Annotated in this window: 12 protein-coding genes and 1 other annotated feature; of the genes, 8 read left to right on the top strand and 4 right to left on the bottom strand. The window is 51.6% G+C overall.

Translation table 11 applies throughout. From position 1 onward, the window contains the following. Positions 1-21 precede the first annotated feature (21 nt). A complete protein-coding gene (locus HMPREF1141_RS16365) occupies positions 22-1,509 on the bottom strand; it encodes an MDR family MFS transporter (RefSeq protein ID WP_009066570.1) in 1,488 nt (495 codons plus the stop codon). A gap of 180 nt (positions 1,510-1,689) precedes the next feature. Between HMPREF1141_RS16365 and HMPREF1141_RS16360 the strand changes: the two genes are divergently transcribed. The 4 genes from HMPREF1141_RS16360 (at position 1,690) to HMPREF1141_RS17820 (ending at position 5,169) form a co-directional block, all read left to right on the top strand. Further along, positions 1,690-2,301: a TetR/AcrR family transcriptional regulator gene (locus HMPREF1141_RS16360; protein ID WP_009066568.1), complete on the top strand. Its 612-nt coding sequence runs from the start codon at positions 1,690-1,692 to the stop codon at positions 2,299-2,301. Positions 2,302-2,871: 570 nt separating this feature from the next. Further along, positions 2,872-4,227: an ammonium transporter gene (locus HMPREF1141_RS16355; protein ID WP_009066749.1), complete on the top strand. Its 1,356-nt coding sequence runs from the start codon at positions 2,872-2,874 to the stop codon at positions 4,225-4,227. 564 nt (positions 4,228-4,791) lie between these two features. Next, positions 4,792-5,001 carry a heavy metal-associated domain-containing protein gene (locus HMPREF1141_RS16350; protein WP_009066735.1) on the top strand — a complete coding sequence of 70 codons (210 nt, stop codon included), beginning with the start codon at positions 4,792-4,794 and terminating at the stop codon, positions 4,999-5,001. Between the two features lie 9 nt (positions 5,002-5,010). Further along, positions 5,011-5,169, top strand: a complete 159-nt coding sequence (locus tag HMPREF1141_RS17820; RefSeq protein ID WP_009066625.1) for a CPC_1213 family protein — start codon at positions 5,011-5,013, stop codon at positions 5,167-5,169. Positions 5,170-5,219: 50 nt separating this feature from the next. Here HMPREF1141_RS17820 and HMPREF1141_RS16345 read toward each other — a convergent pair whose 3' ends face one another. The 3 genes from HMPREF1141_RS16345 to pheS form a co-directional block, all read right to left on the bottom strand. Next, positions 5,220-5,465, bottom strand: coding sequence for an IreB family regulatory phosphoprotein (locus tag HMPREF1141_RS16345; RefSeq protein ID WP_009066768.1), 246 nt, complete (start codon positions 5,463-5,465; stop codon positions 5,220-5,222). 97 nt (positions 5,466-5,562) lie between these two features. Further along, positions 5,563-7,941, bottom strand: coding sequence for a phenylalanine--tRNA ligase subunit beta (gene pheT, locus HMPREF1141_RS16340; RefSeq protein ID WP_009066739.1), 2,379 nt, complete (start codon positions 7,939-7,941; stop codon positions 5,563-5,565). A gap of 14 nt (positions 7,942-7,955) precedes the next feature. Further along, positions 7,956-8,975, bottom strand: a complete 1,020-nt coding sequence (gene pheS, locus HMPREF1141_RS16335) for a phenylalanine--tRNA ligase subunit alpha (RefSeq protein WP_009066587.1) — start codon at positions 8,973-8,975, stop codon at positions 7,956-7,958. A 171-nt stretch (positions 8,976-9,146) separates the two neighbouring features. Further along, positions 9,147-9,374: a binding site (T-box leader), on the bottom strand. Positions 9,375-9,672: 298 nt separating this feature from the next. Here pheS and HMPREF1141_RS16330 point away from each other — a divergent pair. From HMPREF1141_RS16330 to HMPREF1141_RS16315, 4 genes are all read left to right on the top strand, one after another. After that, positions 9,673-10,146: a MarR family transcriptional regulator gene (locus HMPREF1141_RS16330; RefSeq protein ID WP_035317383.1), complete on the top strand. Its 474-nt coding sequence runs from the start codon at positions 9,673-9,675 to the stop codon at positions 10,144-10,146. Between the two features lie 48 nt (positions 10,147-10,194). Further along, complete coding sequence (locus HMPREF1141_RS16325; protein WP_009066504.1) at positions 10,195-10,461, top strand: hypothetical protein; 267 nt, start codon at positions 10,195-10,197, stop codon at positions 10,459-10,461. Between the two features lie 63 nt (positions 10,462-10,524). Continuing rightward, the gene (locus tag HMPREF1141_RS16320; protein ID WP_051044328.1) at positions 10,525-10,959 is read left to right on the top strand and encodes a metal-dependent transcriptional regulator; all 435 of its coding nucleotides are present in this window, start codon (positions 10,525-10,527) and stop codon (positions 10,957-10,959) included. Positions 10,960-11,245: 286 nt separating this feature from the next. Beyond that, positions 11,246-12,844 (top strand): ABC-F family ATP-binding cassette domain-containing protein, encoded by a 1,599-nt coding sequence (locus HMPREF1141_RS16315; protein WP_009066643.1) that lies wholly within the window; start codon positions 11,246-11,248, stop codon positions 12,842-12,844. Positions 12,845-12,862 lie beyond the last annotated feature (18 nt).

The raw sequence follows: 12,862 nt of genomic DNA, 5'->3' as shown, positions 1-12,862 counted from the left end.
TCACAAGATACTGAATACGCTTTATTCATGGCACGATTGGGGTTCTGATTGCGGTTCCGGTTCCAGTTCGAGTTCCGGTTCCGGATCTGGCCCCGATTTTTGATTCATTGCCAAAAATAGTGTGGGAATCACTGCGGCCATGGTAAAGCCGATTGCCCACCAGAAAGAGACGTTGAACGCCCCGGCAATCGCCTGAAGATCGGAGCCGGCGCGGCCCGTCGTCTGCGGCTGGGCGACGGTCGCGAGAATGGCCGACCCGAAAGCCCCGCCGATGGTCTGAAAAATCCTTGTAGAGATGCTCGCGTGGGGAACCTGTTCTTTTGGGAGCCCAATATAAGCGGACATCATAATTGCAATAAACAAACCGCCAAGCCCGGCCCCCCTGATCAACAGGGCGACAGCCAGAAGAATCAGATTCGTATCTGCACTGGCAAAGGCAAACGGCAGCGTTCCGATTGCGACAGTGGCGAGGCTGAAAAGCACAATATTACGAGAGCCGTCGCGGTCGGCCGCTTTTCCGGCCCAGCTTCTGGTGAGCAGCATCCCGATTCCCTGCGGCAGCAGCCACAATCCGGCGGACAGGGCGCTTGCTCCGCGCACCTCCTGGTAATAGAGCGGCAGCATCAGCATGGCCCCATTCGTGATGATTCCGCTGAAAATCAGCAGGATATTGGAAGCCGTAAAATTCACGGATTGGAACAGCCGCACATTCAGGGCCGGTTCCCGTTTTGTATTCAGAGCATAGATGATATACGAGGCCATCAAAACCACGCCGAGCATCAGCGGAACATAGACGGCGCTGCTGCCGAAACCTCCATGCTTGGCGACCTGAGCAATGCCGTAGATCAAAAGGGCAAACGCGGGGGAGAGCAAAAGCATACCGAATACATCGAGGGATGCTTTCTTTTCCGAGAGCTTGTCGGCCGGGATTCCCCACAAGGCCAACACAATCGCTACGATGCAGATCGGAATATTGATCCAGAAGATGGCGCGCCAGCTCAGGCTGCTGACAATGATTCCCCCCAGCACCGGGCCAAGGATCGGCCCCAGAAGAGCGGGTATGCTGACAATCGCCATAATCCGCCCAAGATTGCGTCCTCCGGAAACCTGTACGAGCTCCGTTTGCAGGGTCGGCATCATCAGCCCGGCGCCGAGCCCCTGAATGACCCGGAAACCGATCATGCTTTCTATGTTCCAAGACAGCATAGAGCACACGGAGCCGACTAAAAAAAGCGCCAGCGAGAAGAGGTAGGATCGTTTGCCGCCAAATCGTTCGGTGGCCCATCCGGAAACCGGAACAGCCAGCCCCATCGCCAAAACGTATCCTGTCGTGATCCACTGTACGGTGGAAAGGGCTGTCTTCATATCGGCTGCAATGGTATGCAGGGCTACATTGACCATCGTTGAATCAAACAGCGGCGCAAGCGCGCCGACAACAAGAATAATCGCAACCCGAAGCACCACTGGGTCGAGTTTTTCTTTTGCCGGCTTCACATTTGTTGTGTTCATGAGAAATCTCCTTTTCCTTCAACTAGGAAACAATTGCGTTTCTTATGTGAATATGATAGGATAAATTCAAATCGAATTCAATGGGAATTCTCCATATAGAAATAAGAAACTTTTTAGTTTCTTATGGATGTTCCTACAACAAAGATACATTGATTGCCGGGGCTCGGAGGGATATAAAAGATGGAAGAACGAAAGAAAGAGACGCGCCGCCGCGGAGAAGTTCTGGAAGAGGCGATCCTGCGTGCCGCGTGGGAAGAACTCGCGGAAAAAGACTATGTGCATCTGACAATGGAAAGCGTCGCGACGAGGGCGGGGACCAATAAGGCCGTCCTTTACCGCCGATGGGACAACAAGTCGGAGCTCGTGATAGCCGCCCTGCGCAAGCATTTGCCAAAAATTACGAATGAGGTTCCCAATACGGGCAGTCTGCGCGGCGATGTATATGCCTTTCTTCATGCGCGTGTGGAACCGATGAGAACAATCAACGTGCAGGCGATCCGGGGGCTTATGATGGATCCACGGGTTTGGCGTACCATAGCCTCCTTTATGCCGCATATTTTCCAGAAGAGATCGGAAAACAAGCTGACGGCGGCGATGATGACAATTATGAAAAACGCGGAACTCCGCGGAGAAATCAGCCTTGAAAAGCTGTCGCCCCGGATCATCACATTGCCGCTGGATCTGCTGCAGTGTGAGCTGATCACAAAGCAGGAGCCTGTTTCGGACACAGCAATAATGGAGATCGTGGACGATATTTTTATGCCGCTGATCCATGCGTCACAACAGCAATAAGGTACTAACCGGGGCTGATACGGTCAGCTCTTTTCGGGTGAGTTTGCTTGAAATTTCATCGTGACAAGAAAAACGGATGCCGGTCTCGGCATCCGTTTTTCTGTGATAGAGTTCCGCCTGTTGATGGTCAATCTCGTTTTATGCCATCGGGTCACTTCCTCATAGGCCCTGCGCATTTGGGCAAAGCCTGTTCGGTTTGCCGCCAAAGTTCGGCTGATTTTGAGAGGGAATGATTCTTCTGTGCCAAAACAGGCAGAAAGATTTCTGTTCTGAACAAATTTTAAGCGTTTCGTGAAAAAAGGATAGTAAAATATTTCGGATTGATTTTGGTAAATATGTATGGTATGATTTTTTTAATTCAATCAGTGATTCGGCAATGAGGCCTCGTTCACGGTGCAGCCAGCACCGCGAATGAGGCCTTTCTTAGGTGGTTGGCCGGCGATCATCCAAAATAGAATTGCTGTGATATAGTTCGGTGCACTTTCAAATCGGAGGATTCAAAATGGAATCTTCGCAGGTTTGGAGCGGCACGCCTACAACACAGTCCAATCATATTGAGGAGGAAAACGAATGAATGCTGTCAACTCAGGGGACATCTCTTGGATGCTGACCTCTTCCGCTCTTGTTTTAATTATGACCCCCGGTCTTGCCCTGTTTTACGGGGGAATGGCCGGTCGAAAAAACACAGTCAATACCGTTATGTCGTCCGCTTTTATCATGGGCCTTGCTTCTATTCTTTGGGTTCTGTTCGGATTTTCCCTGTCCTTCAGCGGCGGAGCCGGGGGAATCATCGGTGATTTCAGCTGGTTCGGCATGAATTTTACAGAGGATTCGGCGGCTGCCGCTTATGCGCCGACAACCGTGTGTTTTGCAGTATTTCAGATGATGTTTGCCATCATCACTCCCGCTTTGATCACCGGCGCGCTGATCGGCAGAATGCGCTTTTCCGCTCTGTTTGTTTTCATCGCCCTGTGGTCGGTTCTGGTCTATTATCCGCTGGCGCACATGGTGTGGGGCGGCGGCTACCTGATGGAGCTGGGCGCGATCGACTTTGCGGGCGGCACGGTGGTTCACATCAGCTCCGGCGTCAGCGCTCTCATGGCCGCTATCTGGCTGGGCGCCCGCAAGAAGACCGAAAAAGAGGCGGCTCGCCCGCACAATATGCCATTGGTATTTCTCGGCGCGGCGCTTCTGTGGTTCGGCTGGTTCGGCTTTAACGCAGGCAGTGCGGGCGCGGCCAATACTCTGGCGGTACACGCGTTCATGACCACCAACACCGCCTGCGCGGCGGCAATGCTCTCCTGGATGCTGATCGAGAAACTCCGCACAGGGAAGACAACGCTTGCGGGTGTTTCCACCGGAATCGTCGTCGGTCTGGTCGCCATTACTCCCGGCGCGGGCTTTGTACCGATCTGGGCTTCTCTGGTGATCGGCGCTTTGGTCAGCCCCATCTGCTATTTCTTCATTACCGTTGTCAAACCCAAGTTCGGCTACGATGATTCTCTGGATGCGTTCGGATGCCACGGCATCGGCGGAGTCTGGGGCGCAATTGCAACCGGTATCTTCGCGGTAAAGGGCTTCAACCCCGATCCCAGTGCAGATGTGGTACAGTGGAACGGTTTGTTCTTTGGTCAGAGCGAGCTGTTTGTGCGCCAGCTGATCGCGATCGGCATTACGCTGGTGATTTCTCTGGTCGGCACGGGAATTGCTTTGGGTGTTACTCAGCTGGTCTTGAGAAGAATCCGTGTCACCCCCGAAGAGGAAGCGCTTGGCCTGGATATTTCCGAGCATGGGGAGCCTGCCTACCCGGCCTTTGACGGGGTGGATTCTGCGAATGCAGGCTTTGCTTTTACTGGAACCGAGGAGGTTTACTCTGAAAAAGCATCCCATGCGGTAAAAGCGAAAAGTGCCGAACTCCCCGGCTGACCAATCGCTTTAAGGATGTATACAGTGTGCAAGTCCATCTAACAATTGCTTATAAGACCTTTTTATAGAAACTACTCCTCTTCCGCCGAAAGGCGGGGAAAAGCCCGCGGCCTCCCCAAAGCCGCGGGCTTTTTCTGTGTACCGGTACAAAGAAATCCGATATGCTTTTTTATTGATTCAAAATTTTGATATTTTGGAACAAAGTCCCAGTATGCTTTTTTCTGTGCGGCTCATGGAATCATCCGCTGAAATCTTTTGAAAAATCATGATGCTTATTCAGACTAAGATTTTACATTGCGATTGCCATGCAAATAATTGCCTCGAAAAACGCTGTGTTTCAGACCATGCGGCAGGAAATAATAGAATTGGGCCAATCGGCGGGTTGAAAATGAAAAGGGAAAGGCAAATTATGGATAATAATAAGAACAGAATGAAGGACAGACCGAAAAGCAATCCGGAGCTCAGAAAAATGAAGCCCCGGGAAAATTCAGACGTTGGGATCATCAATGGCAAAAAAATAGGACCGCATGACGCCGGATTTGAAAAAACGAAGGAGGACATGAGATGAACACCATGCTTTGCAGCGTGTCAGGTCTTCAGAATAAGGAAGGCAAAACCCAGATCAAAAACGCGCTCAACAAGATCAAGGGGGTCAATCAGGTTGGGGTCAACCTCGTTACAGGCAGCATACAAGTCAAATACAATGAGCCCGCAACGGAAATGGAGCTGAAAAACTGCATTGAAAACACGGGCTTCCGGATTGAATACGAATAGGAGATTATTATGGCTGATAATAAAAAGAAAAGTACAAAGAACGGAAAAAAACAAGATGGAAAATTCCGTTCCAAAAATGTGAAGCATGATCCCAGTGCGGAAAGCGCAAGGGCGGTTTTCGGCCTGAGGGAGCCGGAGCAAACGGATAACAGGCATTTATCGATCTAAAAAAACCGGTGAACCATATCCTGGTTCACCGGTTTTTTACATATCGATATTTATTCCCCTAAATAGGATTTCAGCAGCACCTGCAATAATTCGTCACGGTCAATGCGGCGAATCAGGCTGCGGGCGTTGTTATGCGCCGTGATATACGTAGGATCCTCAGAGAGGATGTACCCTACAATCTGATTGATCGGGTTATATCCTTTTTCTTTCAAAGCATCGTAGACAGTGGTCAGGATATTTTTAATATCCTCCTCACGGTCGCCGGGAAAGGAAAAAGTCATCGTTTTATCGAACATGGATACACCTCCAGTATGATAATCATACAATATTTCACGGTGGAAAACAAGGGGATTTCGTGACAAAAATCGAAACGGATTTGATTTGTCCTGAAAATCAGGAGCGCAGCAGTGCGCCGATCTTCTCCAGCTCCTGGAACACCTTTTTCATCACAGAGCTGGTGGCTTCTTCGTTGAGCGTGCCTTCGCCGGAACGAAGAACCAGGCTGAACGCCACGCTCTTTTTGCCGGCCTCGATCTGCTCGCCCTTATACACATCGAACAGGCGGACGCTTTCCAGCAGCTTGCCCGCGCCGCGCACAATGGCTTTCTGCAGGTCGCGCACCGGAATCTCGTCGCTGCAGATCAGCGCCAGGTCACGGGTGACCGCCGGGAACTTCGGGAGGGGAGTATAGTGCTTTTCGGTCTGGGCACAGCGGAACATCAGGTCAAGATCGAGCGTAAAGCTGTAAACGCGCTCGCCGATGCCGTAATTCTCCTGCACCTGGGGATGAATTTCGCCCAGAACGCCAAGGCGTTCGCTCTCGATCGTGAGCACCGCGCAGCGGCCGGGATGATAGCTGAATTCATCCGAAGCGGCGGCAATATCCCACCCGGTGACGCCGACGCGTTCCAGCAGGTCTTCAACGATGCCCTTCAGGGTGAAGAAGTCTGCATCGTTTCCGTACAGGCCTGCGATGAGCACCTTGCGTTCCATGGGCAGCTTGTCGGGTTCGGTGGGCAGGTATTCTCTGGCGGGTTCAAACAGAGCGGCAGCCGCGTTGCGGTTGTTGTAGTTTTTCGCCAGAATCTCCATCATGGAGGGCAGCGCCACCGTACGCATCATGCTTGTGTCCTCGCCCAGCGGGTTCGAGATCACAACAGAGCGGCGCAGAGGGGAATCCACAGGCATGCGGATTTTATCGTAATACTTGGGGCTGATGAAGGAATACGTGGTGATCTCGCTCAAGCCCAGCGCCAGCATTGCGCTGCTGACTGCGGAATCAAATCTCTGGCGGGCGCTGAATTTGCCCTGTGCTCCGCCGGGAAGGCTCTGGCTCGGAATGTTATTATACCCATAAAAACGGGCGATTTCCTCGGCAATATCCGCTTTGTGCTGCAGGTCGGGGCGGAACGTCGGCACAACGACGGTGTCGCCGTCCAGACGGCAGCCGATGCGGCCAAGGATTTCCTCCATCTGCGCTGCGGAAAGCTCGCACCCGAGGAAGCGATTGATCCAGTCTGCCTCAAGAGGAATGCGGCGCGGCTGAACCTCGATTGTGCCGTCCATCATTACATCGTCCAGCACGTCGCCGGCATCGAGCAGCTCAACGAGCTCGCAGGCGCGTTCCAGCGCGGGCAGGCAGTTGTTGGGGTCAAGTCCCTTTTCAAAGCGGGAGGAAGCGTCGGTGCGCATGCCAAGCGCTTTTGCGGTCAGGCGGACAGAAACGGCGTCGAAGCACGCGGATTCAAACACAATCGTCGTGGTGTCGTCCATGATGCCGCTGTATTCGCCGCCCATTACGCCCGCCACGGCGACCGGCTTGGCTGCGTCGGCAATCACCAGGTTGCTTTCATTCAGCTTGCGCTCCACGCCGTCCAGTGTCGTGATGCTTTCTCCGGCCTTCGCGCGGCGCACGCGGATGTTTCCCTGCTCTACAAAGCGCAGGTCAAAGGCGTGCATGGGCTGGCCATATTCGAGCATGACATAGTTGGTGATGTCTACAATGTTGTTAATGGGGCGCACGCCCATCACGCGCAGGCGCTCCCGCATCCAGCGGGGAGAGGGCTTCACCCGCACATTTTTGACAATGCGCGCACAGTAGGCAGAGCAAAGGTCAGACGCCTCGATCGCGACGTCCAAAAGCTCCTTTCCGCTGCCGTGGCCGCCCTTTACAACCGGGGTGTGCAGAGTCAGCGGCTTCTGGAAGGTGGCAGCCACTTCGCGCGCCAGACCGATCACAGAAAAGCAGTCGGGGCGGTTCGAGGTGATCTCAAATTCCACCTGCGTGTCGTCAAGGCCAATCGCCTGCTGAATCGGGTCGCCGGGCTTGCAGTCCTCCTGCAGCACGAAAATGCCGTTTTCAATCGCATAGGGGAAGTCGTTCAGCGTCAGGCCCAGCTCGCTCAGGGAGCACAGCATGCCAAAGCTCTCTACACCGCGCAGCTTGCCTTTTTTGATTTTTACGCCGTTCGGCAGGGTAGAGCCGTGCAGCGCCGCAGGAACCAGATCGTTTTCCTTCAGGTTCTGCGCACCGGTCACGATCTGAACCGGCTCGATTTCACCGACATCAACCGAGCAGATCAGCAGGTGATCCGAATCGGGGTGCGGCGTAATCGACAGTACGCGGCCGACGACGACCTTGTCAATGTCGGTTCCCTCTGTGTGGTATTCTTCTACTTTCGAGCCGGAAATCGTAACTGCCTCCGTGAAATCACGCATGGGCATCGGGTCCAGCGCAACAAATTCCTTTAACCATTTCATCGAAAGATTCATTCTGGGCTCACCTCCTAAAACTGCTTCAAGAATCGGATGTCGTTCTCATAGAACAGACGCAGATCGTCAATGTTGTAGCGGCGCATGACGACGCGCTCCAGGCCCATGCCGAGCGCAAAGCCGCTGTACACCTCTGGGTCGATGCCGCAGTTCGAGAGCACCTTCGGGTGTACCATGCCGCAGCCCAGAATTTCGATCCAGCCCTCGCCTTTGCACAGGCGGCAGCCCTCGCCGTGGCAGTTAAAGCACTGCACATCCACCTCGGCGGACGGTTCTGTAAACGGGAAGTGATGCGGGCGGAAACGCACGACGGAATCCTCGCCGTACAGGCGCTTGACAAAGGTTTCGAGCGTATCCTTCAGGTTTGCGAAGGTGATGCCCTTATCCACAACAAGTCCCTCGATCTGGTGGAACAGCGGGGAGTGGGTGGCGTCCACCGCGTCGGAGCGGTACACGCGGCCGGGCGAAATGATGCGGATCGGCGGCTGTGTTTTCTCCATCACGCGTACCTGCACGGGGGAGGTCTGCGTGCGCAGAACGATATTGTCGTTGATATAGAAGGTATCCTGCGTGTCGCGCGCGGGGTGATTTTTGGGGATGTTCAGCGCCTCAAAGTTGTAGTAGTCGTACTCTACCTCGGGGCCGTCTACGATTTCAAAGCCCATGCCGACGAAAATTTCTTTGATTTCGTCCAGTACGATCGAGAGCGGGTGTTTCGCACCCAGCTCGTGGTGCTTGCCGGGCAGGGTCACGTCCAGTTTTTCCTGCTCCAAACGAGCCTGTACAACCTGATCCTTCAGCTCGGAGGCGCGTTTCGTCAGCTCCTCCTCAATCAGGGAGCGAACCTGGTTGGCCAGCTGGCCAATCACCGGACGCTCTTCGGCGGAAAGGCCGCCCATCTGCTTCAAAATAGAGGTCAGCTCGCCCTTTTTGCCCAGGTATTTGACCCGAAGCGTTTCCAGAACCTGCTGTCCCTTTGCCTGGGCCAGCTCTTTTACCGCACTGTCGCGGATGGCTTCCAGCTGCTGCTTCATGAATATTCTTCCTTTCGGTGTGTTTTGTGAGAGTGCCGCATTACGAAATAAGTGCCTCAATTCCTTTTCCGTAAAAGGAGAAAGAAATCGGTGGCCTTTCAGTACTTTGCCGTGCGCGTTTCGCTTGAGAACAAATACGCGGAAATAAAAAAAGCCTTCGTCCCCTTATGAAAAAGGGACGAAGGCAAAACTCCTCCGCGGTACCACCCTGATTTTTGAATCCTCAAACACTTTTGCGGCCTGTAACGGTGCCTTCCGTCGCCGCCTACTTACAATAGGTTCAGCAGCGCCGCTCCAAAGGGAACTTCTCCGAAATCCATCCGCAAGCATGCTTCCAGCCCATGGCACGCTCTCTCTGTCCGGGGAAAAACGGGTACTTTCCTTTTTCTTCGCGTTATTTATATTCAATATATCACGCCCGGAATATTTTTTCAAGGGGCAAAAGTCCGCTGTTTTGCACAAGATCGCAAAAATAGAATGCGATTGGACAATTCAGAAAAAATAAGAATTGGCGCTTCGCTGGTTGGAGGCCAAAATCGTTTCAACAATTTTCCGGTACATCGATTCACTGCCTTGCTCCCCGTGAATTTCTTTGTCATTTCACTGTCCGGTCCCTGTGACAATCCTGCAATTTCGTTTTCACAAAGATGTCATTGCGATACTTGACAAAAGCGTATGGCAACCATATACTATGGACATGGATAAAATGATAAACGACAAACATGAAATTGCGTACAAATCTCTGCATTTAGCGCTTGCCTTAGTTGATCTGGATAAAAAGACCCGTTATTACGGGACAGATGTGCCGATTTTTCACTCTGAAATACATGTCATCATGGCTATCGCCGAGCATCCTGGTATTCATGTGGGCGGTTTGGCAGATATACTGGGAGTAACAAAAGGCGCTGTTTCTGAAATTCTTAAAAAACTGGAGAGAAAGGCTCTGGTAATAAAGGAAATTGATGATCTCAATTTATCCAGGTATTCATTGAACCTGACTGAAAAGGGTAAAAAGGCGCATAACAACCATATGCATTACCATGCTGTTTTAAATAGTATGGTAGAAGATGAGCTAAAAAATGCTTCCGAACAGGAATTGGCGTTTCTAATAAACTTTTTGTCGTCCCTGATAAACAGGGTGAAATTTTTCAATGAAAATTTTGATGAATAAAATTTTTGCATAAGCGTATAGCTGCTATACACATTTTTTAATATCGTTATGTTAGAAGGTGCTAACATCAAAAAGAAAAAATCTTCAAAGTTCTCTATGGCTTCTGGTAATAGTGAAATGAGTGAGCAGGGGCACAGGGAGAAAGGGATTGAAGCGGAGGAAAAGAATGTATGCGCCGTTTACAATTCTTTCATTTCATGTATTTCTTTTCCGCTTTATCTGTATGGTTGCCCAATGCTTCCGCAGGCTCGTTCTTTTGATCATAAGCAGGAAAAAGAAGAAGCTGATAAACTCTTTCAAAAGAAAAACGAATGAATCTATCTGGGCGTATCGCACAGATACGCATTTTATCTTCGATTCACATAAGGGGGATCAGTGGTGGGTAAAAATACATGTTCTCATCCGGGAAAAAAAATGAGCCCTTCCAAGGAGGAATATTTAAAAGCGATCTATCAGTTGTCGGAAAAGGCGCCGTTCGTCCGTTCCATTGATCTTGCTGTTTATTTGGGAGTTTCAAAGCCCAGTGTGAATAGTGCTGTAACTGCATTACAGGAAGAGGGATTCGTTGTAAAGCCTTTGCACGGTGAAATCTGCCTCACGGATAAAGGACAAAAGCAAGGGCAAATCATTACAGCAAAGTTTCAGCTGATCAAACAACTGTTGATTCACTATTGCGATGTGAATGAGCAAACGGCAAGCGAAGATGCGTGTAAAATGGAGCATCTCATCAGCGATGAAACTGCTTTTGCTTTGAAAAATGTTTTAAACAAGTGTGAAAGATCCTTCTCGAACAATAAAGAATTGAAAAAGTAATCCTCCGTTTCAAATTGTCCGGTTTGGGTACTGAAGAAAAGTGCAGGTATTTTCAGGAGGAACTGATTCATGAATCAATGAAGTGGTGCGGCCTGTCTCTGACAAAGCGATACGAAAGTCCGCTGTTTTGCACAAGCCCGGGGCAGAAAAGCGATGCCGCTTCGGCGGCTGTAACGAAGATCGAAATAAAATTTTGAATTTATGTCCGTTTGTGGTAGAATAAAACAGTATTTGTATAGAACGGGCGGGGGATTCCGCCCCTTAGAAGTAACGGAGGAAACAGCACATGATAACAGTATCCGAATTGGGATTGGGCTTTAACGGGCAGAATTTATTTTCAGGCGTTAACCTACTCTTCACCCCGGGCAACTGCTACGGCGTGATCGGCGCGAACGGCGCTGGAAAATCGACCTTTTTGAAAATCCTGTCCGGCGAGCTGGAACCGACCAAGGGCGAGGTCATCATCGACCCCAAGCTGCGCATGTCGGTGCTCAAGCAGGATCACTACGCGTTTGACGCCTTTACGGTGTTTGATACGATTTTGCAGGGCAATCCGCGCCTGTACGAGGTTTCCAAGCAGAAGGACGCCCTGTACGCAAAAGAGGATTTTTCGGAGGAAGACGGCAATCTGGCGGCAGAGCTGGAAGCGGAGTTCGCCGAAATGAACGGCTGGGACGCCGAGACCGAGGCGGGCAAGCTCCTGCAGGGTCTGGGCCTTTCGGTCGACCTGCTGCATTCGCAGATGGGCGCGCTTTCCGAAACGGAAAAGGTAAAGATTCTGCTGGCGCAGGCTCTGTTCGGCCAGCCCGATATTATTCTGCTGGACGAGCCGACGAACGGTCTGGACGTCGATTCCATCCACTGGCTCGAGGATTTTCTGATGGATTACATCGGCACCGTCATCGTGGTGTCGCATGACCGTCATTTCCTGAATGATATCTGCACCCACATTGTAGACATCGACTATACCAAAATCCGCATGTATGTGGGCAACTACGATTTCTGGTATGAGTCCAGCCAGCTGATTCAGCGCGTGATGCGCGATCAGAACCGCAAAAATGAGGACAAGATCAAAGAGCTGCAGGCGTTTATTCAGCGCTTTTCCGCAAACAAATCGAAATCCAAGCAGGCTACCTCGCGTAAAAAGCTGCTGGATAAAATCACCGTGGAGGAAATGCCCGCTTCATCCCGCCGTTACCCCTATGTGGGCTTTACGATGGACCGCGAACCCGGCAAGGAAATCCTGACGGTGGAAAATCTGAGCAAAACGGTAGACGGCGTCAAGGTGCTCGACAATATTTCGTTCCGCGTCAACAAGGGCGACAAGATCGCATTCCTCGCGGAAAACAAGCTGGCCGTTACCACCCTGTTTAAAATCCTGACGGAAGAGCTCACGCCGGACGAGGGAACGTTCAAATGGGGCGTGAGCACCACACAGTCGTATTTTCCCCAGGACAACTCGGAGTATTTTAATGACTGCGACCTGAGCATCCTCAGATGGCTCGAGCAGTATTCAAAGGATACCACAGAAACTTACCTGCGTGGTTTCTTGGGCAAGATGCTCTTCTCCGGCGAGGATGTGTTGAAGCCGGTGAATGTGCTCTCCGGTGGTGAGAAAGTGCGCTGCATGCTTTCGCGCATGATGATGTTCGGCTCGAACGTCCTGCTGCTCGACCAGCCCACCAACCACCTTGATCTGGAGTCCATCACGGCGGTGAACAACGGCATGATCGAGTTCAAGGGCGTGATCCTGTTTGCTTCTCACGACCACCAGTTCGTGCAGACGGTCGCGAACCGCATCATAGAGATTCTGCCCGAGGGTGGCGTGCTTGACCGCATGACAACGTATGAAGAATATCTGGAAATGAAAGCGCAGCGCGCCTAAGGCGCTGAAACGGAGGCG

The organism is Clostridium sp. MSTE9, assembly GCF_000277625.1.
In the GTDB taxonomy this organism is placed as follows: domain Bacteria; phylum Bacillota; class Clostridia; order Oscillospirales; family Acutalibacteraceae; genus Faecalispora; species Faecalispora jeddahensis.
Note: the sequence above shows the minus strand (reverse complement) of the source record. Positions and strands in the feature narration are given on the sequence as shown.

What these genes read in the sequence shown, in the direction of transcription:
- HMPREF1141_RS16365 (WP_009066570.1), bottom strand. Translation starts at nt 1,509, where the DNA reads ATGAACACAACAAATGTGAAGCCGGCAAAAGAAAAACTCGACCCAGTG.
- HMPREF1141_RS16360 (WP_009066568.1), top strand. Translation starts at nt 1,690, where the DNA reads ATGGAAGAACGAAAGAAAGAGACGCGCCGCCGCGGAGAAGTTCTGGAA.
- HMPREF1141_RS16355 (WP_009066749.1), top strand. Translation starts at nt 2,872, where the DNA reads ATGAATGCTGTCAACTCAGGGGACATCTCTTGGATGCTGACCTCTTCC.
- HMPREF1141_RS16350 (WP_009066735.1), top strand. Translation starts at nt 4,792, where the DNA reads ATGAACACCATGCTTTGCAGCGTGTCAGGTCTTCAGAATAAGGAAGGC.
- HMPREF1141_RS17820 (WP_009066625.1), top strand. Translation starts at nt 5,011, where the DNA reads ATGGCTGATAATAAAAAGAAAAGTACAAAGAACGGAAAAAAACAAGAT.
- HMPREF1141_RS16345 (WP_009066768.1), bottom strand. Translation starts at nt 5,465, where the DNA reads ATGTTCGATAAAACGATGACTTTTTCCTTTCCCGGCGACCGTGAGGAG.
- pheT (WP_009066739.1), bottom strand. Translation starts at nt 7,941, where the DNA reads ATGAATCTTTCGATGAAATGGTTAAAGGAATTTGTTGCGCTGGACCCG.
- pheS (WP_009066587.1), bottom strand. Translation starts at nt 8,975, where the DNA reads ATGAAGCAGCAGCTGGAAGCCATCCGCGACAGTGCGGTAAAAGAGCTG.
- HMPREF1141_RS16330 (WP_035317383.1), top strand. Translation starts at nt 9,673, where the DNA reads ATGGATAAAATGATAAACGACAAACATGAAATTGCGTACAAATCTCTG.
- HMPREF1141_RS16325 (WP_009066504.1), top strand. Translation starts at nt 10,195, where the DNA reads ATGTTAGAAGGTGCTAACATCAAAAAGAAAAAATCTTCAAAGTTCTCT.
- HMPREF1141_RS16315 (WP_009066643.1), top strand. Translation starts at nt 11,246, where the DNA reads ATGATAACAGTATCCGAATTGGGATTGGGCTTTAACGGGCAGAATTTA.